Raw genomic sequence first — 26,222 nt, 5'->3', positions numbered from 1 at the left:
CCCCGGCCCCGGCAGGTGCGGGGTCGGGGCTGGCGGCCGGTCACTGGGCGGGCTCGGGCTCGCTCGTCACATTCCAGTCGGGCCTGCTCGCCTCGGCCCAGGGCTCTTCGGGTCGGCGCGGCAGCAGGTAGACGAGAAGGAACGTGAGGATCACGCCGATCAGCACGGCGCCGACCGTCCACTGGACCGCGCGGTTGAAGTTGGTCTCCAGCGCCGACGTGGCAGCGCTGTCGAAGGCCTCGCCCACCGCACCCGGCGCCGAGTCCTCGCAGCCGGACGGCGTCGCCGTCGGGTCCGACGCGCGGGACTGGCGGATGAAACAGTCGGCGAAGGTGGTCGTCGCCCTGCTCGCGTCCGCCGGCGGCAGGCCCGCGGCGACAAGTGACGCCTGGAGTTCGGGGCTCGCCTTCTCCGCGGCGGTCGCCGAGTAGGAGCCGAGCGTCCCGAAGAGGACCACGCCGGCCACCGCGACGCCGATCGCCTGGCCGAGACGCTGGGCGGTGCCCAGCACACCGCTGGCCGCGCCCGCGTCCTGCCAGGGCACGCCGGCCAGCACGATCTCGACGCTCGGTGCGATCACCAGGCCCGAGCCGAAGCCGGCGAAGAGCAGGGCCGGCAGCAGTTCCAGGCCGGAGCCCCACCAGTGGATCGTCGCGATGATGCCCACCATGCCGACGATCACGATGCCGGCGCCGAGCATCAGGACGCCGCGACCGAGCGCGCGTGCGACGTTGTCGGAGATGGCCGCGCCGACGAGCGTGCCGAACGAGAACGGCAGCAGGATCAGGCCCGTCGTCAGGGCGGACTTCTCCAGGCCGATCTGGAGGTGCAGAGAGAGCGCGAAGAGCAGGCCGATGAAGCCCGCGAAGTAGCAGAGGCTGATGCCGACACCGGCCGAGAACGAGCGGTGGGCGAAGAGGCGCATGCTCACCAGTGGGACCTGGGCGCGTCGGGCGCGGCGCAACTCCCACATCGCGAAGACGGCGAGCGCGGGTAGCGCCGCTGCCATCGAGATGAACGTCCAGGCCGGCCAACCCAGGCGCTGGCCCTCGACCAGGGGGACGGCGAGCAGCAGGACGGCGGCCGAGACGAGCAGCATGCCGATCACGTCGAGACCACCGCGGCGGCCTCGCGATTCGGGCACCAGGATCAGCGCGGCGATGAACGTGGCCAGGCCGATGGGCACGTTGAGCAGGAAGACTGGTCGCCAGTCCCAGCCGTTGAGGTCCCACGCGATCAGCAGGCCACCGAGGAGCGGGCCGCTGGCGGTCGCGATGCCGCCGATCGCACCGTAGATCCCGTAGGCCTTGCCGGTCTCCTTCGCCGGGAACGTGGTCTGGATGAGCGCCAGGACCGGCGGGTTGAGGATGCCGGCCATCATGCCCTGCACCACCTGGAACGCGATCAGCTGGCCGGGTGTGTCAGCGAGCGCCGATGCCGCCGAGGCGAGCGTGAACCCCGCGACGCCGATGAGGAACAGCTTGCGGTGGCCGAAGCGGTCGCCGATCCGGCCGGCGGGGATGAGCAGCAGGCCGTAGCCGAGCGCGTAGCCGGCGATCACCCATTCCATTGCGGTGTAGGTCGACTGGAGGTCGCGCTGGATCGGCGCGATCGCTACATTGACGATCGTCGTTGCCAGCAGAATCATGAACGCCCCGGCCAGAATGACGGCCAGGATCAGCCATCGGCGCGGATTGGGTGGGGCGGCGCTGCGTTCGTCGGTCCAGCTCTCCGTCATCGTGTTCCTCCTGAAGTCGGACGGGGGTCGACAGCGGACCCACCCTTCCGACTACACGCCGCCGCGTGCGATTAGTCAAGTACGGCTATTTGCGTATGACGGGTACGGCACATGGGGAGGGCCCGGGTCAGGAGCTGACCCGGGCCCGGTAACGCGCAGGCGGCTACGACCAGGTTGAGGAACCCGAGCCCCACTCGGAGGAGGCCGCACCCCAGGCGGAGGTCTCCGGCCACGCCAGCTCGAAGGGGAAGTCGTTGGCGCGGAGTTCCAACGTGCTCTCCAGGACGGCATCGGTCAGCCGGTCGACGTCGGCGTCGCTGTGGGCACCGCCAGCGAAGAACATCGGCATGCCGAGCGTGTAGATGCCGCGCTTGCGCAGCAGCAGCGTGAGGATGAACGTCGCGGGGTTGAGCGCCCGCGAGTAGGCCCGGTAGTCGGTGTAGGAGTCTTCCGGGAGGAATTGGAAGCACCCGATGTAGTCGCCGAACCCCACCATCCGCAGCGGAATGCCCTCGGCCGCCCGGAACGCCGCCAACCGCGCCTGAACCCGGTCGACCTTGGCCCGCAGATCGGTGTAGTAGGCCGGTCCCTTGTCGCGGAGCAGTTGAAGGGTGGCCAACGACGCGGCCACCGACAGGTAGTTGCCGGTGTGGCTGCCCTGGAGGCCGGTCTTCTGGCCGAAGTCGGTCCACGACTGCCCGCTGGTCTGCGAGATGTCGAGAATGTCGGCCCGACCGCCGATCGCCGACAGCGGCAGGCCGAGCCCGCTGATCACCTTGCCGTAGGTGACGAGGTCGGTCGGGATGTCGAACTTCTGCGCGGCGCCGCCGAGCCCCGAACGGAAGCCCGTCAGCACCTCGTCGAGGATGACCGGCACCCCGAGCCGCCGGGCGGCCACCGCGACCTCGCGGATCATCGGGATCGTCGTCTCCTCGAACGGGAACGACGAGGCGGCCGGCTCGGCCAGGATGCAGGCCAGATCGCCCGCGTAACGCTCGATCAACTCGACGGCGAGCGCTGTGTCGTTGGGAAGGATCAGCAGGTCACGCGGCTCGGCCGGAGTGACGCCGGCGAACGCCGAGACCAGCGGGATGCCGTCCTTGCCGATCTCCGGGAACGGCACTGCGGGATGCCCGTGGTACCAGGGCGCGGTGTTGTGGACGGCCAGGTCGTGCGACCCGTGCAGGGTGCCCTCGAACTTGGCGACCATCCGCCGTCCGGTGAACGCCCGGCAGAGCCGGATCGCCGACTGGGTGGCCCCCGTGCCCGAGTGTTGGAAGGCGAACTTCTCGTTGTGCGGGACGATCTCCCGCAGCAGCGTCGCGAGTTCCAGCTCCAACGCGTTGGTGTAGCCGTTGCCGGTGCCCTTGCCGAGTCGCTCGCGGACGAAGTCGACGACCGGGGCCGGGTTGTGCCCGTGCAGCGCCTGGGCGCCGTACCCCATGTGGCAGTCGAGGTAGTCGTTGCCGTCGATGTCGGTAAGCGTGGACCCGCTCGCTGTCGCCGCGATGACCGGGAACGGCGGAGCCTGGAACGGCCAGAACACGTGTGCGGCCGCGTCGACCGCCCTCAGTTGCTCGACGTGCGCGGCCGAGGCACCCTGGCGCGCGCCGATCTCGCCGAACAGCTCGTAGACCCATTTCTGCTGCATGAGGTCCTGAATGACCTCGATCGCTCCGCGCTCCTGGTGGCTGGCGCCCATCGTGTCCCCTTCGCATGGCGGCCGTGACAGGCGCAGCCTGCGCCGGACCACTCGAACCCCACTGGAGAACCGGTCGATCGACGGGGTTTCGAGCCGGTCTCGAGCGCCGTCGTCGAAGCTCGCCGCCATGACGGAAAATCGGGTCAATCTCTACTCGCTGACCGACACGATCACGCCGTGGGCAGTGCGGGCCGCGGCGACGCTCGGCCTCGCCGACCTGATCGCCGCGGGCACCACCACGCTCGACGAGCTCGCCGCGGCGACGAAGGCCAACCCCGACGCGCTGCACCGGCTGCTGCGCTACCTCTCGGTCCGCGGCGTCTTCAAGGAGACCGAGCCGCGGGTGTACGCCCTGACGGAGGCCGCCGAGTTCCTCAAGACCGACCACCCCGCCGCCCAACGTCCCTGGCTCGACGTCGACTCGATGGCCGGCCGGATCGAGGGCACGTTCAGCTCGCTCACCCACTCGATCCGGACCGGCGACGCGGCGTACCCGGTGCGGTACGGCATCGAGTTCTGGGACGACCTGGCCACCAACCCCGACCGGGCCACGTCGTTCGGCGCGCTGATGGCCACCCACGCCAGTTACTTCGACCAGGTCGTTCAGGGCTACGACTGGAGCACTGTCAACCACGTCATCGACGTCGGCGGCGGCACCGGCGCCCTGCTGACCGAGATCCTCAAGGCCCAGCCGCACCTGCGCGGCACCGTGGTCGACCTGCCCGGCGTCGTCGACCAGGGGCGGGCCCGGTTCGAGGCGGCGGGCATCGCCGACCGCGCCGAGGTCGTCAGCGGGAGCATCTTCGACCCGCTCCCGGCGGGCGCCGACGTGTACATCCTCTCGAACGTTCTGCACGACTGGAACGACGGCGCCGCCGAGAAGATCCTCCAGCGGGCGGCGGACGCCATCGGCACGACCGGCAAGGTGCTGATCGTGCAGATCCTGGTGAGGGACGAGAACGACAACTTCCCCGACGACCCGGCCCGGCTGATGTTCATCACCCAGATGGACCTGCGCCTCCTCTCGCTCATGGCCGGCAAGGCGAGGACCTGGCGCGAGTACGCCGAACTGGGTGAGAAGGCCGGGCTCCAGGTGGACAGCAGCACGGTGATCCCCACCGGGCAGACCCTGCTTGCTCTTCGTCGCGGCTGACGGGACGGGCCCCTTGCTGACGGTTTCCGGTTAGGAAGGGGCCCTCGCTAACGGACCGTGCGCGCGTCGTACCGTTGCGGACATGAACCCGGCCATCCGACGAGTCGCGACCGATGCCCTCATCGCGACAGTCGTCGCGGCAGTGGTGGCGGTGGCGATCCGGGTCGCCGACGAACCCGGCGCCCGGCCGCCGGACGCGCGCGCCTACGCGATCGGCGCGGTGATCGGGCTCCTGTTGGTGGTCCGGCGCCACTGGCCGCTGTTGGTGCTGGTCGGCTCGGTCACCGCATTGATGATCTACTACGCGCTCGAGTACCCGGGAATCCCGCCCGCTCTCCCGCTGGCCGCCGCCCTGTTCTCCGTCGCGGCCGCCGGCCGGTTCACCTGGGCGCTCGTCGTCGCCGGGTTCTTCGTCGTCCTTGAGCTGATCATGCGCTCGACGCTGCTCGGTGAGGGTTTCTTCCCCGCCCTGTCGGCCACCGTCGAAGAGGGTTCGCTGCTCGCGGCAGTGGTGCTGCTCGCCGAGACGATCCGTACCCGCCGGATCCGGCTGGCCGAGGCGCAGCAGCGTCTCGCCGTGATGCGCCAGGAGAGGCAGCACGAGGTCGCCCAGGAGCGACTTCGCATCGCCCGTGAGGTCCACGACGTTCTCGGTCACACGATCGCCGCGATAAGTGTGCAGGCGAGCCTCGCCGACGACATCTTCGACAGCAAGCCGGCCGAGGCACGGGCCGCGCTGCGGAGCATCCGGGGTGCCGCCCGCGACGCGATGCACGAGGTCCGCTCGGCGATCGGAATGCTCCGTGACGCCGGGGAGGTGCCCGATCTGGCGCGGGTCTTCGCGGTCGCCGAACAGGCCGGCGTGAAGGTGCGGTCGGGGATCGGCGGCACGCCGCGCCCGATCCCGCCGGAGGTGGCGCTCTCGGTCTACCGGATCGTGCAGGAGTCCATCACCAACACTGTCAAACACGCCGAGGCGACGACGGTCGAGGTCACCATCACCTACGCGCGTGACGCTGTCACAGTGGAGATCGTCGACGACGGGGTCGGTGCCGCGGCGAACCGGCGGGGGCACGGGGTGGCCGGGATGCGGGAGCGTGCCGCGGCCGCCGGCGGATCGCTCGAGGCCGGGCCCCGGCCGGCAGGCGAGGGGTTCCGGGTGGCCGCGCGGCTGCCGGTCGAGGTGAAGGAGACGACGTGACGATCCGGATGGTGCTGGCGGACGACCAGACACTCGTGCGGGCCGGCTTCCGGGGCCTGCTTGACCACAGCGACGACCTGGAGGTTGTCGGCGAGGCATCCAACGGTGCCCAGGCGGTCGAGTTGGTCGCGGCGACCCGGCCGGACATCGTCCTGATGGACGTGCGAATGCCGGTGCTCGACGGCGTCAAGGCCACTGCCGCGATCGTCGAGCGGTTCCCGGCCGTGCGGGTCATCGTCCTGACCACCTTCGAGCTCGACGAGTACGTCTTCGAGGCGCTGCGCGCCGGCGCGAGTGGGTTCCTGCTCAAGGACATCGAGCCCGACGAGCTGCGCCAGGCGGTGCGGGTGGTGGCCGGCGGCGACATGTTGATCTCGCCGCGGGTGACGAGCCGGCTGGTGAGTGCGTTCGTCAGCAAGGTCGCGCCGGCGCCGGTCGACGGCGGCCGGCTGGCGGTGTTGACCGACCGCGAGCGCGAGGTGATGAGTCTGGTGGCCAGCGGGCTGACGAACGAGGAGATCGGGCGACGGCTGTCGATGAGCCCCGCCACGGCCCGTACCCACGTCCACCGCGCGATGGTGAAGCTCCGCGTCCGTGACCGGGCGCAGCTCGTCGTGCTCGCCTACCAGACCGGGCTCGTCGCGCCCGGCAGCTAGTCGGCTACGGTCCGCGTTTCGCGGGGGTTCCCGGCTACGGCGAACGCCGTACATCCCTGCCGGTCGTCACCGGATGCCAGGTGTCGCACACCTTCCGTATGTTGGCCTCATGTTTGAGGTCGGAGAGAACGCCGACGGGATCCTGGCCGGGGTCCTGTTCCTGATCTGGCTGTCCGCGGCGATCCTCGCCACGCGGCTGGCCTGGCGGCCGACGCCCGAGGCGCTGCGCAAGAGCGCCCGTCGGCTGCTGCGTCTGCTCGTCGCCGCGCTCGTGGTGCTCGTCGTCAAGTGCGTGGCGATCGGGCTGATGCTCGCCGTCGACTGGATCTTCGCCGACAACCGCGTGATCGTGCAGATGCCGCTCCTACTGTTGCCGATGCTCGCGGTGGCCGTCTGGACCGTGCCGGGCCTGCGCGCTCTGGCCAACCGCGACGACGCACCCGTCGACGGCGAGACGCGCTCCGCCGCCGCAAGCCCCCGATTCGTCGTGCCGGTCCAGGTGACGGCCGTGGCGACGGTCGTTGGCGTCTACTTCGCGTACGTGTCCCGACCGGTCCCGTCCTACCTCGACGACATCGCGACCCACGCCGCGCCGATCCTCCTGTCGGTGGCGGTGCTGTGGTTCTGGCAGGCGCAACGCCTGCGGGCCGTCAACTCGAGCGACTTCGTGCGCCGTGGCCGTCGTGCCAGGGCCCTCCGCGCCACCTCGCAGGCGGCCGTCGCGGTGCTCGTCCTCGCCGCCGGTCTCACCTACGTGGCCCGGAGCAGCAGGCTGCCCGACCGGATGAGCATGACGTCCCACGACAACGTCGACTACGGCGGCGGCCCCTCGATCGGTCACGGCGGTCACGGCGGCACCTCGGTCGACGACCTGCGTGGCCCGCAGACCGGCAAGCCGGACAAGGCCTTCACGCTGACCGCGAAGAACGCCACGGTACGTCTCTCGTCGGGCGCCGAGATCAAGGCCCTGACGTACAACGGAGAGTCGCCCGGCCCGGAGCTGCGGGTCCGGGAGGGCGACCTCGTCGAGGTGACGTTGCACAACGAGATCCCCGACGAGAACGTGACGATCCACTGGCACGGCCTCGACGTGCCCAACGGTGAGGACGGCGTGGCCGGCGCCACGCAGAACGCGGTGGAGCCGGGCGGCACCTTCACCTACCGGTTCGTCGCCGAACAGGTCGGCACCTTCTGGTACCACACCCACCAGAACCCGCTGGAGGCCATTCGGAGGGGCCTGTTCGGCGCGCTGATCGTCGAGCCGCGTGACGGCCCACCACCCGGTGAGCGGGACTTCGTCGTGCAGGCCCACGAGTGGCGTACGCCTGACGACAACCTCGTCTCCTTCGGCACCAGCGACACGCTGCAACGCCAGGAGGTCGCCCCGGGGACGCCGGTGCGGCTGCGCCTGATCAACACCGACAACAACCCGGCCGGCGACAGCCGTCCGCGTTCCCTGACCGTCAACGGCACTCCCGTGCAGGTAGCGGCGATCGACGGGGTCGACGTCAACGGCCCGACCCCGCTGACCAACCCGCGTTTCGGTCTGGCGACCGGTGGACGCCACGACGTGACGTTCACGATGCCGGCGAATGCGGTACGCCTCACCGACCTGGCCAACCGCGACGGCGGGCTGGTGCTGGCGCCACCGGGGGACACCTCGACGCCGAAGATCATCGACGACGGTGACCAGTTCGACCCGCTCTCGTACGGCTCCGGCGGCACCAGGCCCTTCGACGCCGGCTCGTCGTACGACCGCTCGTTCACCCAACTCCTCGACGACCGGCTGTCCTTCTACAACGGTGGTCTCCACCTGGTGCCGATCATCAACGGGCACAGCTTCCCCAAGACGCCAACGCTCATGGTCCGGACGGGCGACGTGGTCAAGGTGCGGATCGTCAACCGCAGCCACCAGAACCACCCGATGCATCTGCACGGCCATCACGCGTTGGTGCTGTCCCGCAACGGGGTCCGTGCGACCGGGTCGCCGTGGTGGATCGACAGCCTCGACGTGATTCCCGGCCAGATCTACGAGATCGGCTTCACGGCGGACAATCCGGGGCTGTGGATGGACCACTGTCACAACCTCGACCACGCGGCCAACGGCATGGTGATGCATCTCGCCTACGAGGGCGTGACGTCCCCCTATGAGCTGGGGCGCGGCACCCCCAACCAGCCGGAGTAGCCGGGCCTGTCGAGTGTCCCTCCACCGGGCCTCGAGGCAACGCCGGCAGCGTCGTTGGCATCCGTACCCCTCTTGCTGAGGAGAACCCATGCTCGACGCGATGCGACGAACGTTGTCGCTGGCCGTGCCGCTGGTACTGGTGGCCGGCATTGCCGCCCCCGCCACAGCGGCCACCTCGACCACCGGGCGACTGACAGTCGTCGCCCGCAACCTCGACAACCCGCGCGGTGTCGCCATCGACCGGGCCGGCACCGTCCACGTCGCCGAGGCCGGGCTCGGCGGCGACGACGTGTGCATTCCTGGCACGTTCGGTACGAACCTCTGTTACGGCTCCACCGGTGCGGTCACGGCGGTCCGGCACGGCTGGCAGAAGCGGGTCGTGACGGGCCTGCCGTCGCTGCGCAGCACCGGCGCCGGCTTCTCCGTGTACGGCGCTCACGACCTGGCCTTCGATCGCCAGGGCAAGCTGCTGGTGGCGATGGGTTACAGCACCGCCCCGGTCTCGCGTGACCTGCTCGGTGCGGCTGGGGCCACGATGGGGACGATCCTGCGGGTCGAGGGGAAGCATCGTTGGTCGGTCGTCGGTGACCTCTCCGCCTTCGAGGGCGAGAACAACCCCGACGGTGTGATTCCGGAGAGTCAGCCGTACGCCGTCGTCGCGGACGGGCGGGACGTCTACGCGCTCGACGCGGCAGCCAACGACGTGCTCCGGATCGATCGTCGTGGCGTGGTCACGGCCGAGCACGTCTGGCCGCAGGAGCAGGTGCCGGCGCCGCCGGAGTGGGGCCTGCCGCCCGGCTCGACGACGCCCATCCAGTTCGTGCCGGTCACCATCACCAGGGGGCCGGACGGTGCCCTCTACATCGGCCAGCTGACCGGGCACCCCTTCCCGAACGGCGGCGCCCGGGTGTGGCGGCTGGTGCCGGGGCAGGAGCCGACGATCTTCGCGACCGGCTTCACCAACATCATCGACATCGCTTTCGACAAGCGAGGCCGACTGGTCGTGCTGGAGATCGCGAAGAACGGGCTGAGCTCGGGGGATTCCACCGGCGCGTTGATCCGGGTGGAGCGCGACGGTAGCCACCGGGAGCTGGCGAGCACCGGCCTGGACTCCCCGATGTCGTTCGCCATCGCCAAGGACGGCAGCTTCTACATCGCCAACAAGGGCCTCGGCATCGGCGAGTTGGTCCGTCTGTCCACACGAGACTGACAGAATCGCGCGGCGATCGTGGCGTTCTTCGTGTCGGGAGGACGCCACGATGCTGTGGTGGCACACGGTCGCGATACGGTGCCAATCGGTGTGCACGCTGGCGGCGGGGATGGGGTCTGGGGGTTAGGTTGACGCGGTCCGACGGCGGGTCTCCCGCCGGCGCCACCACCATCCTCATAGTCGACGACCACGCTCTCGTCCGCGAGGGGTTGCGCTGGGTGCTCGAGGTCCACGCCGACCTCGACGTGGTCGACGAGGCGGGCGATTCGGCCACCGCGGTCGCCAAGGCGGCGTCGGAGCGCCCGGACGTGGTGCTGCTCGACGTCGAGATTCCGGGAGACGACCCGGTGGTCACGGTGCGGCGCATCCGTGAGGTGTCGCCCGACAGTGCTGTCGTCATCCTCAGCATGTACGACAGCCCCGACCTGCTGCGCCGCCTGATCGCCGCCGGGGTGCGCGCCTACCTGCTCAAGAGCGTGGGTCGTGCGGAGTTGGTCGCCGCGATCCGCAAGGCGCGGGACGGCACCGGCTCGGTGCTGCTCTCCGTCTCCGGCCAGAGCCTGGTGCAGGTGCAGAACGCGGAGTCCGCCATCCTGTCTCCGGTCGAGCTGGAGATCCTTCAGCTCGCGGCCGAGGCGATGACGAACGCCCAGATCGCGCGCCGGGTCGACCTGACCGAGGCCACAGTGAAGAGCCACCTGCGTCGCATCTTCGCGAAGCTCGGCGCGGTCTCCCGCATCGACGCGGTGAACAAGGCGGTGGCAGCGTCACTGGTGACGCTGCCACACGACCGGTTGGTGCCCCGCCCTCGCCGCCCGCCGCCCTAGGGCGTGTGTCGAAGCCCCTGGCCGGCCTGCGGCGGGCCCAGACGACGGCCGGCCTTGCCGAACCGCCGCCTGGACTCCGCCTCGGCTTGACCGAGGACCTCGACACACGCCCTAGTGGCAGCGGACGTCGCTCAACAGGCAGCCTTGAGGTCGGCGGCACGGTCGGTGCGTTCCCAGGTCAGGTCCGGGAGTTCACGGCCGAAGTGGCCGTAGGCCGCCGTCTGCTGGTAGATCGGGCGCAGCAGGTCCAGGTCGCGGATGATCGCCGCCGGGCGCAGGTCGAAGACCTCCGCGATGGCCTTCTCGATCCGGTCGAGCGGCACCGTCTCGGTGCCGAACGTCTCCACGAAGAGGCTCACCGGGTGGGCCTTTCCGATCGCGTAGGCCACCTGCGCCTCGCACCGTTCCGCCAGGCCCGCGGCGACCACGTTCTTCGCCACCCACCGCATCGCGTACGCCGCCGACCGGTCGACCTTCGACGGGTCCTTGCCGGAGAAGGCGCCGCCACCGTGCCGGGCGTACCCGCCGTACGTGTCGACGATGATCTTTCGCCCGGTCAGGCCCGCGTCGCCCATCGGGCCGCCGATCTCGAACCGGCCCGTCGGGTTGACCAGCAGCCGGTAGCCCTCGGTGTCGAGGTCGAGCGCCTCCAACTCCGGCGTGATCACGTGGCGACGGATGTCGGGGGCGAGTAGTTCGTCGAGGGAGATGTGCGCGGCGTGCTGCGTGGAGACCACCACCGTGTCGAGCCGGACCGGGCGGAGGCCGTCGTACTCGACCGTGACCTGGGTCTTGCCGTCCGGCCGCAGGTAGGGCACCGTGCCGTCCTTGCGGACGGCGGCCAGGCGGCGGGCCAGCCGATGGGCCAGCGCGATCGGCAGCGGCATCAGCTCCGGCGTCTCCGAGCAGGCGAAGCCGAACATCATGCCCTGGTCACCGGCGCCCTGGGCGTCGAGCCCGCCGCCGGACGAGCCGTCGCGCAGCTCGATCGCCGTGTCGACGCCCTGCGCGATGTCCGGCGACTGGGCGCCGATCGAGATACTGACGCCGCAGGAGGCGCCGTCGAAGCCTTTGTTCGACGAGTCGTACCCGATGCCCAGCACCGTGTCCCGCACGATGCGCGGGATGTCGGCGTAGGCCTGGGTGGTGACCTCGCCCGCGACGTGGACCTGCCCGGTGGTGATCAGGCTCTCGACGGCGACCCGGCTGTGCGGGTCCTGCGTCAGTAGTGCGTCGAGGATCCCGTCGCTGATCTGATCGGCGATCTTGTCGGGATGACCTTCGGTGACCGACTCGGAGGTGAAGAGGCGGCGCGACATGTCTGACTCCTAACCCAGGGGGCGTGGGGGCCCGGCGAGTCTCCCCGCACCCGGTGGAGGTCGCCTGGAGGGATCATCGAGCGATCAAAGGGGTATCCGCCGTACAACTTTCGACACACATCGATCCTCGGAAGAACCCACGATGTAGCTACCTGCGGTCGTTCCGACACGCCCCGCTCCTCCCTAGCTTGAGAACGTCTCGACGAGTGCTATGGGGAATGGGGGGACCACTGTGGTCAGGTACGAGATTCTCGGGTCGCTGGAAGTGATCCACGAGGGCCGGATCTGCACGCCGACGCCGCCGAAGGTGCGGACCGTACTGGCGCTGCTGGTGATGCGGGCCAACCGGGTCGTTCTGGTCGACTCGATAATCCGGGAACTGTGGGGTGACGATCCGGCGCGCAGCGCCGTCACCACTGTGCAGACCTACATCTACCACCTGCGCAAGCTGTTCGCGAAGGAGGGCATCGAGACCTCGGAGCGGACCGTGCTGGAGAGCCGTGCGCGCGGCTACCTGCTGCGGGTGGAGCCGGGCCAGCTCGACGCCGAGGTGTTCGAGGCGATGCTCGACCAGGGTCGTTCGCACATCGAGTCGGACCGGCCCGAGGAGGGCGCTGAGGTGCTGCGCCGGGCACTGGCCATGTGGACGGGGCCGGTGGGCGCCAACGTGACGTTCGGGCCGGCGTTGGAGGCCCACGCGATCCACCTGCAGGAGCAGTGGATCCGGGCGCTGGAACTGCGCATCCAGGCCGACATCACGCTCGGCCGTCACCGCGAGCTGATCGGCGAGCTGCGCTATCTCGTGGGCACGTACCCGCTCAACGAGTGGTTCCACCGCCAGCTCATCGTGGCGCTCAGCCGCTCCGGGCGGCGCGGCGAGGCGTTGCAGGCCTACCACCACCTGCGCCGGGTGCTCAGTGAGGAGTTGGGCCTGGACCCTTCGCCTGACCTCCAGCGGCTCCAGCGGGAGGTGCTGGCCGCCGGCGGGCCACTGCGCCCGGGGCTCGCCAGGGCCTCGTGACAGGCCCTCGACCGACGCTCCACCGCCGTTCGACCGGCCGTCCCTAGCTTTCACACGGACATCGCGGCCAGGAGGTCTTCCATGACGAGCACATCCGACCGTCGGGTGGTCATCACCGGGATTGGCGTCATCGCCCCCGGTGGACTGGGCACCAAGGCGTTCTGGGAACTGTTGACCGCTGGCCGGACGGCCACTCGCACCCTGTCGTTCTTCGATGCCACGCCCTTCCGGTCCCGGGTGGCGGCAGAGGCCGACTTCGACCCGGTGGTCGAGGGGCTGTCGCCGCAGGAGGTCCGCCGGATGGACCGGGCGGCCCAGATGGCGGTGGTCTGCACCCGGGAGGCGCTGGCCGACAGCGGCTTCGAGGTCGCCGACCCGACCCGCGTCGGCGTCAGCGTCGGCACGGCCGTCGGTGCCACGATGAGCCTCGAAGAGGAGTACGTCGTGGTCAGCGACGGCGGGCGGAAGTGGTTGACCGACCACCGGTACGCCACCCCGCACCTCTACGACTATCTGGTGCCGAGCTCGTTCGCCCGTGAGGTGGCTTGGTCGGTCGGGGCGGAAGGTCCGGCGACGGTGGTCTCCACCGGCTGCACGTCGGGTCTCGACTCGGTCGGCCACGCCCGGGAGCTGATCCGGGAGGGTTCGGCGGACGTGATGATCGCCGGCGCGACCGACGCCCCGATCTCGCCGATCACGGTGGCCTGCTTCGACGCGATCAAGGCGACCACGGCTCGGAACGACGATCCGACGCACGCGTCGCGGCCGTTCGACAACAGCCGCGACGGGTTCGTCCTCGGCGAGGGTTCGGCGATGTTCGTCCTCGAAGAGCTCGAGCACGCGCGTCGGCGGGGTGCGCAGATCTACGCCGAGTTGGTGGGGTTCGCCTCGCGCTCCAACGCGTTCCACATGACCGGCCTGCGGCCGGACGGGCGGGAGATGGCCGAGGCGATCCGGGTCGCGCTCGCCGACGCCCGTCTGCCCGGCGACGCCGTCGACTACATCAACGCGCACGGCTCGGGTACGAAGCAGAACGACCGGCACGAGACAGCGGCGTTCAAGCGGAGTCTCGGCGACCACGCGTACCGCACCCCGGTCAGCTCGATCAAGTCGATGATCGGCCACTCGCTCGGCGCGATCGGCTCGATCGAGATCGCGGCGTCGGCCCTGGCCATCAAGCACGGGGTGGTGCCGCCGACAGCCAACCTGCACGAGCGTGACCCGGAGTGCGACCTCGACTACGTGCCGCTCACCGCCCGCGAGCAGCAGACCGACGTGGTGTTGAGCGTGGGCAGCGGGTTCGGCGGTTTCCAGAGCGCGATGCTCCTGGCGCGTGTGGCATGACCACTGTCGTCACCGGGGTCGGTGTCGCCGCGCCCAACGGGTTGGGCCGCGACGCCTTCTGGGCGGCCACCGTGGCCGGGGTGGGTGGCATCGGCCCGATCAGCCGTTTCGACCCCTCGGGCTACCCGGCCCAGTTGGCCGGCGAGGTTCCCGGATACGAGGCGGCCGAGCACATCCCGAGCCGGTTGATGGCACAGACCGACCACATGACCCGGTTGTCGCTGACGGCGGCGCAGTGGGCCCTCGCGGATGCGGCGGTCGACCCGTCGGAGCTGCCCGAGTTCGGCATGGGTGTCGTCACGGCCAGCGCGTCGGGCGGCTTCGAGTTCGGCCACCGTGAGCTGGAGAAGCTCTGGAGCAAGGGCTCCGAGCACGTCAGCGCGTACCAGTCGTTCGCCTGGTTCTACGCCGTCAACACCGGTCAGATCTCGATCCGGCACGGCATGCGGGGGCCGACCGGGGTGCTCGTCACCGAGCAGGCGGGCGGGCTCGACGCGGTGGCGCAGGCCCGACGCCAGGTGCGCAAGGGCGTGCAGCTCGTGATGACCGGCGGTGTCGACGCGTCGCTCTGCCCGTGGGGCTGGACGGCCCAGCTCGCCAACGGCCTGCTCAGCACGGGCCGCGATCCGGCCACGGCGTTCCTGCCGTTCGACGCCAACGCGTCGGGCTACGTGCCGGGCGAGGGCGGGGCGATCCTCGTGTTGGAGGACGAACACGCCGCCGCCCGACGCGGGGCCGCCGCCTACGGGGTGATCGCCGGATACGGCGCGACATTCGATCCGCGGCCCGGTTCCGGACGCCCGCCCGGCCTGCGTCGGGCCGCCGAGATGGCCCTCGCCGACGCCGGTCTCACCCCGGCCGACATCGACGTCGTCTTCGCCGACGGCGCCGGGGTCGCGGAGCTCGACCGCGTCGAGGCCGAGGCGATCACCGCCGTCTTCGGGCCCAGCGGGGTGCCGGTGACCGCACCGAAGACGATGACCGGTCGGCTCTACTCGGGCGGTGCGGCGCTCGACCTCGTCTCCGCGCTGCTGTCGATCAGACACGGCGTCATCCCGCCCACCACAAACATCCGCCAGCCGGCCGAGGGCCTGCACCTCGACCTGGTGCGCGACGTCGCGCGGGAGACACCCGTACGCGCGGCACTCGTGCTCGCCAGGGGCTACGGCGGGTTCAACGCGGCCATGGTCGTGACCGACGAAAGGAATGGACGATGACCGACGCCAGCCTCGCCGCCGTCGCGAACTTCGACGAGCAGCAGGCACTTGACCTGCGTGAACGGCAGATCGCGGTGCTGGGAAGCGCCAAACAGATCGCCCACGTCATCTACGTGGTCACCGAGCTCGGCGTCGCCGACCTGCTCGTCGACGGGCCGGTGCCGGTCGCCCAGTTGGCGGCGGCGACCGAGTCGCACGAGGACGCGCTGCGGCGGATCCTCCGCGCCGCCTCGGCGGTCGGCATCTTCGACGAGCAGGAGGACGGGTCGTTCGCGCTGACGCCGCTCGGCGAGGGGCTGACGTCCGCCCGGATCGGCGGCCTGCGGCCGATGGTGCAGTTCAGCGGCGCCGACTTCAACCGCCTCCCGTACGCGGAGATCCTGCACAGCGTCCGCACCGGCGAGCCGGCCTTCAACAAGGTCTTCGGCATGGGCTTCTACGACTACCTCCAGGCCCACCCGGAGGCCAACAGGTTCTTCGAGGGCTTCATGGCCCACTGGAGCCGGCGGCTCGCCGACCGGTTCGCGGCGGAGTTGGCGCCGGAACGGTTCGGCCGGATCGCCGACATCGGCGGCAGCAACGGCTACTTCCTGGCCAAGATGCTCCAGCGTCACCCCGAGGGCACCGGTGTCCTCTTCGACCTGCCCGAGGTGGTGGCCGACGCCGAACCGCTGCTCAAGGAGCACGGTGTCACCGAGCGGGTCGAGGTGCGCGGCGGCGACTTCTTCACCGACGAACTCCCGGCCGGCGCCGACGCGTACATCCTGAAGTCGATCGTCCACAACTGGCCGGACGACACGATCGTCACGCTGCTGCGTCGGATCCGCGCGGCGATCGGCGACGCCGACTCCCGCCTCATCGCGATCGACCAGATCGTGCCGCCGCGCAACCAGTGGGACCACGCCAAGATCATCGACATCGACATGCTCGTGCTCTTCGGCGGCAAGGAGCGCGACCTCCGCGAGTGGCAGGCGCTGTTCACCGCGTCCGGTTTCGAGCTGGTCAACACCCCCGCGGCCCGCGGCTGGGCCCTGCTCGAAGCGCGTCCGATCTAGGAAAGGAAGTCCTTAATGGCACACATCGGCATCGACCAGCCGGTCGTGACGATGGTCAACGTCTTCACCGTCGAGCCGGCCAACCAGCAGAAGCTCGTCGACATCCTGATCGAGGCGACCGACGCGGTGATGTCCAAGGTCGACGGGTTCGTGTCGGCGAACATCCACGCCAGCCTCGACGGAACCCGGGTCGTCAACTACGCGCAGTGGAAGAGCGAAGAGCACTTCACCGCGATGCTCAAGAACCCCGAGGTCCACCCCCACTTCGGCGAGGTACGCGCGATCGCCACGCCGGAACGCCACCTCTACAAAGTCGTCTACACGGAGGACGCTCATGTCTGACGGAAGCACCGACGTCCTGATCGTCGGCGGCGGCCCGGTCGGCCTGTCGACCGCGCTCTTCCTGGCCCGCAAGGGGATCCGGCCGATCCTCGTCGAACGGCGGCCCCGGCTGTCGACGATCCCCCGCGCCACCGGTCTGCACGCCCGAACTGTGGAGATCTTCCGCACCGTCGGCCTGGAGCCGGCCGTGCAGCAGGCCGGCATGAAGATCGTCGGGCCGGGCGCCGAACTCGACCTCGTCCGCGCCGGCCGCGCCACGCCACTCGTCATGCTCGGCGCCCAGTCGTTGGCCGACCTGCACAAGTCGTTCGTCATGGAGGCGCACGACGTCGCCTACGACACGTTCACGCCGAGCTGGCCCATCTGGTGCGGCCAGGACCACTACGAGCCGTTGCTCTACGACGCCGCCGTCGAGGCGGGCGCGGAGATCCGCTTCCAGAACGAGCTGACCGGGCTGACCCAGGACGAGGACGGGGTCACCGCCACCGTCAACGACAACGGCACCACCCGCACGATCCGGGCGCGCTACGTCGTCGCGGCCGACGGGGTGAAGAGCCCCGTCCGCGAACTGCTCCAGATCGGCAACCGCAGCAACGGCGTCGCCGGGAACTTCGTCAGCATCATCTTCCGCGCGAAGGTCGACCTGCCCGACACGGCACCCCGGTTCACGCTCATCTACCTGATGAACCAGCTGGCCCAGGGTCTGCTGCTCTTCATCGAGCCGGGGCGGTGGATGTTCGGCGTCAACTACTACCCCGAGCGGGGGCAGTCACCTGCCGACTTCACCCCGGAACGCTGCGTCGAGCTGGCCCGGATCGCCGCCGGCGACCCCGAGCTGGAGGTCGAGGTCGAGTCGGCCCAGCCCTGGGACGCGCGGCACATGGTCGCCGACGCGTACCAGCAGGGGCGGGTCTTCCTCGCCGGCGACGCCTGCCACGCCCACCCACCGGCCGGCGGTTTCGGCGTCAACGCCGGCATCCAGGACGCCCACAACCTGGCGTGGAAGCTCGCCGACGTGCTCCAGGGGCACGCCGACGAGAGCCTGCTCGAGTCGTACGAGGCCGAGCGTCGTCCGGTCGGTGCCGCGACCGCCGACCAGGCGTGGATGCTCTTCCGCACCCGGGGTCAGCTCGCCGACGAGGACAAGGCCGCCTATCGGGACTTCGTCATCGTGACGATGGGCTACCGGTACACCTCGAACGCGATCGTCGGCGTACCCGCCGACACCGAGCTGCTGCCCCGCGAGCTGACCTTCACCGGCCAGACCGGATCGCGTGCCCCGCACGGCTGGGTCGACCACGACGGCAGCCGCGTCTCCACCATCGACGTGCTGACCGAGGGCTGGACGTTTGCCACGGCACCCGGCGACGACGCCTGGCTGGCGGCGGCCGCGGCCGTCTCGGCGGAGACCGGGCTCCCGATCACGGCGTTGACCGCCGGCCCCGACGGTGACCTCGCCGACGACGGTTCGTGGCTCGCGAGCTGCGGTGTCGGCCCCGGCGGTGCGCTTCTGGTACGCCCCGACGGCATCGTCGCCTGGCGCAGCGCCGGCCCGGTCGACGACCAGGCGCAGACCCTGAGCGCCGCCCTGGCCACGATCCTGCGGGGAGCGTGAACGAATGTCCTACCGCGCCCTCATGGTCATGCGGATGGCCCCCGGCCACGCCGACGCGGTCGCCGAACTCTTCGCCGAGCACGACAAGGGCGACATGCCCCACGTCGTCGGCATCTCGCGGCGCACCCTCTTCCAGTACCAGGACCTCTACATGCATTTGCTCGAGGCCGACACCGACGTCTTCGACAAACTCCTCGCGGCCCGAGCCCGCGCGGACTTCCAGGAGGTCAACCGGCGCCTCTCGGCCTACCTGCAGCGCTACGCACCGGACAGCATGACCGAGTTGCAGGACTCGAAGGCCACGCCCTTCTACACCTGGAGCCCCGAGACAGGGAGCATCACGTGACGCTGACCCGCCGCGACATCAACGACATGATGCAGGCATACAAGAAGACCAGCCTGCTGCGTACCGCTGTCGAGCTGGGCGTCTTCGACGCCCTCGCCGCCGGCCCGGCCACGGCCGGCGGGCTCGCTCCGAAGCTCGGCATCCACCCGCGAGGCGCCCGCATCCTGCTCGACGCGCTCACCGCGATCCGCCTCACCGACCGGACCGGCGAGCACTTCTCGCTCACCCCGGCGGCCGCCGACCATCTGGTCAGCACCCGTCCCGACTACCTGGGCGGAATGGTCAAGGTGATGTCGAGCGACTGGGAGTGGGACGCGTTGCGCGACCTCAGCGCCGCCGTGCGGGCCGGCGGCACGGTGCTCGACGTGCACGCCGAGACCCCGGAGTACACCTACTGGGAGGACTTCGCCGCGTACGCGACGAAGGTCGCCCAGCCGACCGCCGAGGTGATGGCCGAGGCGCTCGCGCCGTGGACGAAGGAGCGCGCCGAGCTCGACATCCTCGACGTCGCCTGCGGGCACGGTGTCTACGGCTACACCCTCGCGCAGCACAACCCGCAGGCGGCGGTGACCTCGCTGGACTGGCCCAACGTGCTCGCCGTGACGGAGAAGCACGCCGAGCGGCTCGGCGTGCGCGAGCGGGCGTCGTTCCTGCCCGGTGACATGTTCACCACCGATCTGGGCGGGCCCTACGACGTCGCACTGCTCACGAACGTCACCCACCACTTCTCCGAGGAACGGGTGCACGAGCTGGTGAAACGGCTCGGCTCCGTGGTCAAGCCGGGGGGACGGCTGGTCATCGTCGGCTTCACCACCGGCGACGAGTCGCCGGCACTGGACCCGGCGCCGTACCTCTTCTCGGTGTTGATGTTGGTCTGGACCTTCGAGGGGGAGTCGCACTCGGTGGCCGCCTACAACCGGGCCCTCGCCGCGGCCGGCTTCGGCCCGGCCACCGTCCACCCGACGGACCTGCCGTTCCGAGTGCTCGTCGCAGAGAAGGGATGACCATGCATCGGCAACCGATCGTGAAGGTCGCCGCCACCGATGTGCCCGGCATCAACCGTATCGGCGGCGAGGTACGGATCCTGCTCAGCCCGAAGACCGTCGACGCGACAGAGGGCTTCATGGGCACCGTCCGCCTGGAGCCGGGCGAGTTCCTGGCCGAGCAGTACAACCCGTACTCGGACAAGTTCTGTTATCTGGTGCGCGGTGAGGTCGTGATCCGGGTCGACGGCGCGGAGGTCAAGCTCGCGGCCGACGAAGCTCTCATGGTCCGTCGCGGCCAGCGGCACCGCATCGTCAACGTCGGTGGTGAGAGCGCCCTGATCGTGTTCCAGATCAGCCCGCTCGCGCCGCGCCCCGAACTGGGTCACGTCGACACCGAGGAGGTGCCGCACCCCGAGTCGCCGGTGCCGCTGGTCGGCGGCGTCCGCGACGGGTGGCAGCGGCCGACGGGAGGAAAGTCATGAGCCAGCTGACCCTCGACGATCTGCGTCGGATCCTGGAGACCAGCTCCGGCGTGGTCGAGCAGACCAACTGGGCCGATCCGGCGACGCTCGACGCGCCGTTCGACGACCTCGGCTACGACTCGCTCGCGCTGCTGGAGTTGGCGGCGCGAGTGCAGCAGGAGTACGAGGTGCGCATCCCCGACGACGCCGTGTCGATCATGAAGACGCCACGGCTCGCCGTCGACTACGTCAACCAACGACTCGCGGATCGGTGACCCATGGCCGGACACACTGACAACGCGGTCGTCATCAACGCACCGCTCGACCTCGTCTGGGACCTGACGAACGACATCCCCAACTGGCCCTCCCTGTTCAGCGAGTACGCCAGCACGGAGGTGCTCTCGACCTCCGCCGACGGGGCCGTCGTCTTCCGCCTGACCATGCACCCCGACCCGGCCGGCCGGGTCTGGAGCTGGGTCTCCGAGCGGGTGCCCGACCGCGCCGACCGGGTGGTACGCGCACGGCGGCTGGAGACCGGCGCCTTCAAGTACATGAACCTGTTCTGGGAGTACACCGAGCTGCCGGACGGTGGGGTGCGGATGCGGTGGGTACAGGACTTCGAGATGCGGCCGGGCGGGCACGCCGACGACGAGGGCATGACCGCCCACCTCAACCGGACCACCCGTGAGCAGCAGGCACGCATCCGGGAGATCGTGGAGAAGGCCGCAGCCGAACGCGGGCAGTCGTGACCGCCACCGTCAACACGCCCGTCGGTAAGAGCTGGTTGGTCTGTCCGGGCTGCCGGGCGTTGCTGTACCAGCGCCGGGTCGAGCGCAACCTGGGCGTCTGCCCGGAGTGCGACCACCACGACCAGGTCACCGCACACCAGCGGATCGAGCAGCTCTTCGATCCGGAATCGGTCGAGGAGCTGCCCCCGGTGGGTGCCTTCGGCGATCCGCTCGGGTTCGTCGACACCAAGCCGTATCCGCAGCGGATCGAGGCCGCCCGCCGGCGCACCGGCCTGGACGAGGCGGTGGTCTGCGTCCGGGGCACTGTCGAGGGGCAGCCGCTGATCGCGGCTGTCATGGACTTCCGGTTCCTCGGCGGCAGCCTCGGCGTGGGCGTCGGCGAGCGGATCACCCGGGCGGCCGAGGTGGCGCTCGGGACCCGTACGCCGCTGCTGATCGTCAGCGCCTCCGGCGGTGCCCGGATGCAGGAGGGCGTGCTGTCGCTCATGCAGATGGCCAAGACGAGCGCCGCGCTCGGGGCCCTCGACGAGGCCGGGGTGTTGACGATCTCGCTGGTCAGCGACCCGACCTACGGTGGTGTCGCGGCCTCGTTCGCGACGCTGTGCGACGTCATTCTCGCCGAGCCGGGCGCGCGCCTCGGCTTCGCGGGGCCGAGGGTCATCCAGCAGACACTGCGTCAGCCGCTGCCAGCCGGCTTCCAGACCGCTGAATACCTCTTCGCCCGTGGCATGCTCGACGACCTGGTGTCCCGGTCGAACCTGCGAACGACAATCGGCCGGCTGCTGGCCTTCGCGGGGGCCGAGCGGTCCGCTCCGGACCCTTATGGGGTACGGGCGACAGCGCCCCCCGAGTCGGCGGACCCGTGGGCCGTCGTGGCGCTGTCCCGCGATCTCGGCCGACCCTCCACGCTGGACTACATCGGTCACTTCGTGGACGGTTTCGTGGAGCTGCACGGCGACCGGCTCGCTGGTGACTGCCCGGCGATCGTGGGCGGCGTCGGCCTGATCGACGGGCGACCCGCTGTGGTGATCGGCCACCAGAAGGGCCACACCGTCGCCGAGGTGGCGAGCCGCAACTTCGGCATGGCCACTCCGGCCGGCTATCGCAAGGCGGCCCGGCTGATGCGCCTGGCCGAGAAGCTCGGCACACCGATCGTGACGCTCATCGACACGCCCGGCGCCTACCACGGCATCTCGGCGGAGGAGAACGGGCAGGCCCTGGCCATCGCCGACAGCATCCGGCTGATGGCCGGGCTGACGGTTCCGGTCGTCGCGGTCGTGACCGGCGAGGGTGGCAGCGGGGGGGCGCTCGCCCTCGGCGTCGGCAACACGGTGCTGATGCTCGCCAACGCCACGTACTCGGTGATCAGCCCGGAGGGCTGCGCCGCGATCCTCTGGAACGACTCCGGTCGGGCCGACGAGGCCGCCGCGCAGCTCAAGCTTCAGGCCGGTGACCTGCTGGCGCTCGGCGTCGTCGACGGAGTGGTACCCGAGCCGCCCGGCGGGGCGCCGGCCGATCCCGGAGCGACCGCGTCGGCCGTACACCGGGCCGTCGTCGACGCGTTTGCGGAGTTGGCCGGTCTCAACCGCGAGGAGGTGCGGGCCCATCGCCGGGCCCGCTTCCGACAGATCGGAGGTGTGACGCATGTCGGAGGGTGACGCCGACCCGCTGGACGCCGCGGTCCGCAGTCTCGCGCGGCTGATCGGATCGACACCAGGTCCGGTCCGCCGTGCCCGGCTCCAGCACGGCGACCTGGTGGTCGAGGTGGAGTGGCCGGAGGGCCCGCCCGGGGTGGCGGCGGTTGTCCCGGCGGTCCCGCTCGTGGAGGCCGACGCCGGCCTGCACTACGTGTGCGCGCCGATGGTCGCGACGCTCTACCTCGCGCCGTCGCCCGGGGCCGACCCGTTCGTTCGGGAGGGCGACCAGGTAGTGCCCGGTCAGCAGGTCGCGATCCTCGAAGCGATGAAGATGATGATCCCCGTCGAAGCCGACCGCGCGGGCGAGGTCGTGAAGGTTCTGGTGCCCAACGCGACCCCGGTCGAGTACGGCGAACGGTTGATCGCCTTAGCTGTTTCGGAGGGCTGACAGTGTTCGAGTCGGTGCTGATCGCCAACCGGGGCGAGATCGCGGTCCGGATCGCCCGGACCTGCCGGGAGATGGGGTTGCGTACCGTTGCCGTCTACTCGACTGTCGACCGCGATTCGGCGGTGGTGCGAATGGCCGACGAAGCCGTCCAGATCGGGCCGGGTCCGAGCCGGCGCAGCTACCTGAGCGCCCCGGCCATCATCGAGGCGGCCCGCCGCACCGGGGCCGACGCGATCCATCCGGGCTACGGGTTCCTCTCCGAGGATCCTGACTTCGCGGAGATCTGTGAGGCCGACGGGATCACGTTCATCGGGCCGCCGCCCGCCGTGATGGCCGCGCTGGGCGACAAGGCCCGGACGCGCGGCATCATGGCGGGCCTCGGCCTGCCGGTGCTGCCCGGCACCACCGACGCCGTCGAGTCGGCGGCCCGCGCCCGCGCGGTCGCCGAGGAGATCGGCTTCCCGCTGATCATCAAGGCGGTCGCCGGTGGCGGTGGCCGGGGGGTACGGGTGGTCCGTGATCCGGCCTCGTTCCTGGGCGAGTTCGCCTCCGCGCGGGCCGAGGCGCAGCTGCTCTTCGGTGACAACCGGGTCTACATCGAGCGTTTCCTCGAGTCGGCCCGTCACGTCGAGGTGCAGGTGCTCACCGACCGCTACGGCAACGGCATCCACCTGGGCGAGCGTGACTGCTCGGTGCAGCGGCGCCACCAGAAGCTGATCGAGGAGTCACCCGCGCCCGGGTTGCCGCAACACATGGTCGACCGGATGACCGCTGCCGCTGTCACCGGCGCGCTCGGCGTCGGCTACGTGGGCGCGGGTACCTTCGAGTTCCTGGTCGGCGGTGGGGACGACTTCCACCTCATGGAGGTCAACTGTCGGCTCCAGGTCGAGCACCCGGTCTCCGAGCTGGTGACCGGTGTCGATCTGGTGCGGCAACAGATCCTCGTCGCGGCCGGCGAACGGCTCGCGCTCACCCAGGCCGACGTGACGCCGCGCGGCACGGCGATCGAGTGTCGCGTCAACGTCGAGGACCCGGCGCGCGGCTTCGTACCGACGCCGGGTGAGCTGACCCGCTTCGACCTGCCCGCCGGTCCGTTCGTCCGGGTCGACACACACGGGTACGCCGGATACCGGGTCCCGGCCGACTACGACTCGCTGCTCGCGAAGGTGGTCGTCTGGGCGCCCGACCGTCCCCAGGCCCTGGCCCGGATGGCCCGTGCGCTCGACGAGTGCGCCGTCGAAGGGCCAGGTGTGGCCACCACCCGGGACTTCCTCCGGTCGACGCTCGACCACCCGCTGTTCCGCGCCGCGAAACACGACACGTCGCTCGTCGACACCATGCTCACCGGCCTCCAGCCGGACACCACCGAAGCTCCAGGGCGCCACTAATCGAAGGGTTCACACTGCTGCCGGTTCGCGGGTTTACGGCCCGTGCGTCCACGCGGGCGCCTGCGGACGGAAGGTGGCCGACATGGCAATCGACAACGCTTCTCGAGGTGTCAGCCGACGGCGATTATTGGCCGGAGTCGGCGCGGGGGCGCTCGTGGCCGGCACCGGGGGAGTCCTGCTCGACGCGGCGCCGGCGGCGGCCGCGTTCTCCAACCGGTTCGGTCGGATGTTCCCGTCGCTGCCGGCGTTCGGGTCCGCCACGACCCAGATGCGGAACGCGCTCATCGACCTGTCCCGCGTCGGCGGCCCGATGGACGCCCGCGACCCGCTCAGCGTCGGCGCGGAGGCGCTCGCCGACCTGCAGCAGCACAGCATCAACAACCCCGACAACTTCTCCATCCCGCAGGGCATGACGTACTTCGGGCAGTTCGTCGACCACGACCTGGCCTTCGAGACGACGGCGCCGCTGGGTACGCCTGTCGACCCGACCACTGTGCCCAACCCGCGGACGCCGGCCCTCGACCTCGACTCGCTGTACGGCGGCGGGCCGACCGGGAACCCGGAGCTGTACAACTCGGCCGATCCCGCCAAACTCAAGATCGAGTCGGGCGGGCGCTTCGAGGACCTGCCGCGAAACTCCAGTGGCAGGGCGATCGTCTTCGACGTCCGCAACGACGAGAACCTACCGATCTCGCAGATCACGGCGGCGTTCATCCTCTTCCACAACCGGGTGGTCGACCTGGTACGCGCGCAGGGCACCCCGGCGTCGCAGGTCTTCGGTGCCGCCCGGCAACTCGTCACCTGGCACTACCAGTGGATCGTGCTCAACGAGTTCCTGCCGCTGATCGCCGGCCCGGGCACCGTCTTCACGGTGCTCAACGGGGGCCGCCGCTTCTACAAGCCGGAGCCGAACGCCACGTTCATCCCGGTCGAGTTCACCGCGGCGGCGTTCCGCTTCGGCCACAGCCAGCCACGACCGGCGTACCTGGTCAACCGGACCGGCGACGGCGGCGACGAGTTCTACGCCATGCTCTTCGACTCGGCGCTGAGCGGCGCCGACCCGGCCGACCTGCGTGGCGGAAAGCGGGCCGCCCGCCGCTACCTCGACTACCAGTTCTGGTTCCAGTTCTTCGACGGCCAGGTGCGGTGGAGCAAGTGGATCGACGTCCGCAACTCGACGCCGCTGTTCGGCTTCCCGTTGCCCCCGCCGCCGTCCGGCTCGCCGTCGGCCAACCTGCTCGGACGTGACCTGCTCCGTCAGCTCACGTTCGGTATCCCGTCGGGCCAGCGGATCGCCTCCCACATCGGGGCGCCCGCCCTCAGCAGCTTCAACTTCCCGGAGCTCAGTGGGTACGGCCTCGGCCTGGACTCCAACACCCCGCTCTTCTACTACATCCTCAAGGAGGCGCAACTCCAGGCCGGCGGCGGCTCACTGGGCGCGGTGGGCGGGCGGATCGTCGCGGAGGTGCTCATCGGCATCGCCCAGCTCGACCCGGCGAGCTATCTGAAGGTGCAGCCCAACTGGCGGCCGACGCTGCCCGCCCGCTTCTCGGGCCAGTTCACGATGGCCGACCTGCTCACGTACGCCCGGGTCGACCCGGCCAGCCGCAACTCCTGACGGC

24 protein-coding genes are annotated in these 26,222 nt (G+C 70.3%); 21 read left to right on the top strand and 3 right to left on the bottom strand.

The window, feature by feature from the left end; all coding sequences use genetic code 11:
- Positions 1 to 40: 40 nt before the first annotated feature.
- Positions 41 to 1,738, bottom strand: coding sequence for an MFS transporter (locus ABZ406_RS10775; protein WP_357758627.1), 1,698 nt, complete (start codon positions 1,736 to 1,738; stop codon positions 41 to 43).
- Positions 1,739 to 1,901: 163 nt separating this feature from the next.
- A complete protein-coding gene (locus ABZ406_RS10770; protein WP_357758624.1) occupies positions 1,902 to 3,440 on the bottom strand; it encodes an aminotransferase class III-fold pyridoxal phosphate-dependent enzyme in 1,539 nt (512 codons plus the stop codon).
- A 127-nt stretch (positions 3,441 to 3,567) separates the two neighbouring features.
- On the opposite strand from ABZ406_RS10770, the gene ABZ406_RS10765 reads away from it, so the two are divergent.
- The 6 genes from ABZ406_RS10765 to ABZ406_RS10740 all read left to right on the top strand — a co-directional run bounded on the left by ABZ406_RS10765 (position 3,568) and on the right by ABZ406_RS10740 (position 10,672).
- Complete coding sequence (locus ABZ406_RS10765) at positions 3,568 to 4,593, top strand: methyltransferase (RefSeq protein ID WP_357758621.1); 1,026 nt, start codon at positions 3,568 to 3,570, stop codon at positions 4,591 to 4,593.
- A gap of 82 nt (positions 4,594 to 4,675) precedes the next feature.
- Entirely contained in the window at positions 4,676 to 5,794 is a 1,119-nt protein-coding gene (locus ABZ406_RS10760) for a sensor histidine kinase (protein ID WP_357758618.1), read from the top strand.
- Positions 5,791 to 6,450, top strand: a complete 660-nt coding sequence (locus tag ABZ406_RS10755) for a response regulator transcription factor (protein ID WP_357758615.1) — start codon at positions 5,791 to 5,793, stop codon at positions 6,448 to 6,450. Before ABZ406_RS10760 ends, ABZ406_RS10755 begins: the two co-directional genes overlap by 4 nt.
- Before the next feature lie 109 nt (positions 6,451 to 6,559).
- A complete protein-coding gene (locus ABZ406_RS10750) occupies positions 6,560 to 8,635 on the top strand; it encodes a multicopper oxidase family protein (RefSeq protein WP_357758613.1) in 2,076 nt (691 codons plus the stop codon).
- 88 nt (positions 8,636 to 8,723) lie between these two features.
- Positions 8,724 to 9,845 (top strand): ScyD/ScyE family protein, encoded by a 1,122-nt coding sequence (locus ABZ406_RS10745; RefSeq protein ID WP_357758611.1) that lies wholly within the window; start codon positions 8,724 to 8,726, stop codon positions 9,843 to 9,845.
- 128 nt (positions 9,846 to 9,973) lie between these two features.
- Complete coding sequence (locus ABZ406_RS10740; protein WP_357758608.1) at positions 9,974 to 10,672, top strand: response regulator transcription factor; 699 nt, start codon at positions 9,974 to 9,976, stop codon at positions 10,670 to 10,672.
- A gap of 131 nt (positions 10,673 to 10,803) precedes the next feature.
- Here ABZ406_RS10740 and metK read toward each other — a convergent pair whose 3' ends face one another.
- Positions 10,804 to 11,991: a methionine adenosyltransferase gene (metK, locus tag ABZ406_RS10735; RefSeq protein ID WP_357758605.1), complete on the bottom strand. Its 1,188-nt coding sequence runs from the start codon at positions 11,989 to 11,991 to the stop codon at positions 10,804 to 10,806.
- Positions 11,992 to 12,202: 211 nt separating this feature from the next.
- Here metK and ABZ406_RS10730 point away from each other — a divergent pair, with 211 nt between their 5' ends.
- From ABZ406_RS10730 to ABZ406_RS10660, 15 genes are all read left to right on the top strand, one after another.
- Entirely contained in the window at positions 12,203 to 13,012 is an 810-nt protein-coding gene (locus ABZ406_RS10730; protein ID WP_357758602.1) for an AfsR/SARP family transcriptional regulator, read from the top strand.
- Positions 13,013 to 13,093: 81 nt separating this feature from the next.
- Positions 13,094 to 14,356 (top strand): beta-ketoacyl-[acyl-carrier-protein] synthase family protein, encoded by a 1,263-nt coding sequence (locus ABZ406_RS10725; RefSeq protein WP_357758599.1) that lies wholly within the window; start codon positions 13,094 to 13,096, stop codon positions 14,354 to 14,356.
- Positions 14,353 to 15,573, top strand: a complete 1,221-nt coding sequence (locus tag ABZ406_RS10720) for a ketosynthase chain-length factor (protein WP_357758596.1) — start codon at positions 14,353 to 14,355, stop codon at positions 15,571 to 15,573. Before ABZ406_RS10725 ends, ABZ406_RS10720 begins: the two co-directional genes overlap by 4 nt.
- Positions 15,570 to 16,628, top strand: coding sequence for a methyltransferase (locus tag ABZ406_RS10715; protein WP_357758592.1), 1,059 nt, complete (start codon positions 15,570 to 15,572; stop codon positions 16,626 to 16,628). Before ABZ406_RS10720 ends, ABZ406_RS10715 begins: the two co-directional genes overlap by 4 nt.
- Positions 16,629 to 16,643: 15 nt before the next feature.
- Positions 16,644 to 16,970: an antibiotic biosynthesis monooxygenase family protein gene (locus tag ABZ406_RS10710; RefSeq protein ID WP_130406888.1), complete on the top strand. Its 327-nt coding sequence runs from the start codon at positions 16,644 to 16,646 to the stop codon at positions 16,968 to 16,970.
- Positions 16,963 to 18,585 (top strand): FAD-dependent oxidoreductase, encoded by a 1,623-nt coding sequence (locus ABZ406_RS10705; RefSeq protein WP_357758589.1) that lies wholly within the window; start codon positions 16,963 to 16,965, stop codon positions 18,583 to 18,585. The genes ABZ406_RS10710 and ABZ406_RS10705 overlap by 8 nt, the downstream gene beginning before the upstream one ends.
- 4 nt (positions 18,586 to 18,589) lie before the next feature.
- Positions 18,590 to 18,931, top strand: coding sequence for a TcmI family type II polyketide cyclase (locus tag ABZ406_RS10700; RefSeq protein ID WP_357758586.1), 342 nt, complete (start codon positions 18,590 to 18,592; stop codon positions 18,929 to 18,931).
- Positions 18,928 to 19,935 (top strand): methyltransferase, encoded by a 1,008-nt coding sequence (locus tag ABZ406_RS10695; protein ID WP_357758584.1) that lies wholly within the window; start codon positions 18,928 to 18,930, stop codon positions 19,933 to 19,935. Before ABZ406_RS10700 ends, ABZ406_RS10695 begins: the two co-directional genes overlap by 4 nt.
- Before the next feature lie 2 nt (positions 19,936 to 19,937).
- A complete protein-coding gene (locus tag ABZ406_RS10690; RefSeq protein WP_357758581.1) occupies positions 19,938 to 20,399 on the top strand; it encodes a cupin domain-containing protein in 462 nt (153 codons plus the stop codon).
- Positions 20,396 to 20,653 carry a phosphopantetheine-binding protein gene (locus ABZ406_RS10685; RefSeq protein ID WP_357758579.1) on the top strand — a complete coding sequence of 86 codons (258 nt, stop codon included), beginning with the start codon at positions 20,396 to 20,398 and terminating at the stop codon, positions 20,651 to 20,653. The genes ABZ406_RS10690 and ABZ406_RS10685 overlap by 4 nt, the downstream gene beginning before the upstream one ends.
- Before the next feature lie 3 nt (positions 20,654 to 20,656).
- Positions 20,657 to 21,127: an SRPBCC family protein gene (locus ABZ406_RS10680; protein WP_357758576.1), complete on the top strand. Its 471-nt coding sequence runs from the start codon at positions 20,657 to 20,659 to the stop codon at positions 21,125 to 21,127.
- Positions 21,124 to 22,785: an acetyl-CoA carboxylase carboxyltransferase subunit alpha gene (locus ABZ406_RS10675; protein ID WP_357758573.1), complete on the top strand. Its 1,662-nt coding sequence runs from the start codon at positions 21,124 to 21,126 to the stop codon at positions 22,783 to 22,785. The genes ABZ406_RS10680 and ABZ406_RS10675 overlap by 4 nt, the downstream gene beginning before the upstream one ends.
- Positions 22,772 to 23,212 (top strand): biotin/lipoyl-containing protein, encoded by a 441-nt coding sequence (locus ABZ406_RS10670; RefSeq protein WP_357758570.1) that lies wholly within the window; start codon positions 22,772 to 22,774, stop codon positions 23,210 to 23,212. The genes ABZ406_RS10675 and ABZ406_RS10670 overlap by 14 nt, the downstream gene beginning before the upstream one ends.
- A gap of 2 nt (positions 23,213 to 23,214) precedes the next feature.
- Complete coding sequence (locus ABZ406_RS10665) at positions 23,215 to 24,600, top strand: acetyl-CoA carboxylase biotin carboxylase subunit (protein ID WP_357758567.1); 1,386 nt, start codon at positions 23,215 to 23,217, stop codon at positions 24,598 to 24,600.
- 82 nt (positions 24,601 to 24,682) lie between these two features.
- The gene (locus tag ABZ406_RS10660) at positions 24,683 to 26,218 is read left to right on the top strand and encodes a peroxidase family protein (protein WP_357758565.1); all 1,536 of its coding nucleotides are present in this window, start codon (positions 24,683 to 24,685) and stop codon (positions 26,216 to 26,218) included.
- Positions 26,219 to 26,222 lie beyond the last annotated feature (4 nt).

Source organism: Micromonospora sp. NPDC005710 (assembly GCF_040630995.1).
Classification (GTDB): Bacteria; Actinomycetota; Actinomycetes; order Mycobacteriales; family Micromonosporaceae; genus Micromonospora.
This window is presented reverse-complemented; position numbering and strand designations above follow the sequence as displayed.

Coding starts and splice junctions, on each gene's coding strand:
- ABZ406_RS10775 (WP_357758627.1), bottom strand. CDS start 1,738: ATGACGGAGAGCTGGACCGACGAACGCAGCGCCGCCCCACCCAATCCG.
- ABZ406_RS10770 (WP_357758624.1), bottom strand. CDS start 3,440: ATGGGCGCCAGCCACCAGGAGCGCGGAGCGATCGAGGTCATTCAGGAC.
- ABZ406_RS10765 (WP_357758621.1), top strand. CDS start 3,568: ATGACGGAAAATCGGGTCAATCTCTACTCGCTGACCGACACGATCACG.
- ABZ406_RS10760 (WP_357758618.1), top strand. CDS start 4,676: ATGAACCCGGCCATCCGACGAGTCGCGACCGATGCCCTCATCGCGACA.
- ABZ406_RS10750 (WP_357758613.1), top strand. CDS start 6,560: ATGTTTGAGGTCGGAGAGAACGCCGACGGGATCCTGGCCGGGGTCCTG.
- ABZ406_RS10745 (WP_357758611.1), top strand. CDS start 8,724: ATGCTCGACGCGATGCGACGAACGTTGTCGCTGGCCGTGCCGCTGGTA.
- metK (WP_357758605.1), bottom strand. CDS start 11,991: ATGTCGCGCCGCCTCTTCACCTCCGAGTCGGTCACCGAAGGTCATCCC.
- ABZ406_RS10730 (WP_357758602.1), top strand. CDS start 12,203: ATGGGGAATGGGGGGACCACTGTGGTCAGGTACGAGATTCTCGGGTCG.
- ABZ406_RS10725 (WP_357758599.1), top strand. CDS start 13,094: ATGACGAGCACATCCGACCGTCGGGTGGTCATCACCGGGATTGGCGTC.
- ABZ406_RS10720 (WP_357758596.1), top strand. CDS start 14,353: ATGACCACTGTCGTCACCGGGGTCGGTGTCGCCGCGCCCAACGGGTTG.
- ABZ406_RS10715 (WP_357758592.1), top strand. CDS start 15,570: ATGACCGACGCCAGCCTCGCCGCCGTCGCGAACTTCGACGAGCAGCAG.
- ABZ406_RS10710 (WP_130406888.1), top strand. CDS start 16,644: ATGGCACACATCGGCATCGACCAGCCGGTCGTGACGATGGTCAACGTC.
- ABZ406_RS10705 (WP_357758589.1), top strand. CDS start 16,963: ATGTCTGACGGAAGCACCGACGTCCTGATCGTCGGCGGCGGCCCGGTC.
- ABZ406_RS10700 (WP_357758586.1), top strand. CDS start 18,590: ATGTCCTACCGCGCCCTCATGGTCATGCGGATGGCCCCCGGCCACGCC.
- ABZ406_RS10690 (WP_357758581.1), top strand. CDS start 19,938: ATGCATCGGCAACCGATCGTGAAGGTCGCCGCCACCGATGTGCCCGGC.
- ABZ406_RS10685 (WP_357758579.1), top strand. CDS start 20,396: ATGAGCCAGCTGACCCTCGACGATCTGCGTCGGATCCTGGAGACCAGC.
- ABZ406_RS10680 (WP_357758576.1), top strand. CDS start 20,657: ATGGCCGGACACACTGACAACGCGGTCGTCATCAACGCACCGCTCGAC.
- ABZ406_RS10670 (WP_357758570.1), top strand. CDS start 22,772: ATGTCGGAGGGTGACGCCGACCCGCTGGACGCCGCGGTCCGCAGTCTC.
- ABZ406_RS10660 (WP_357758565.1), top strand. CDS start 24,683: ATGGCAATCGACAACGCTTCTCGAGGTGTCAGCCGACGGCGATTATTG.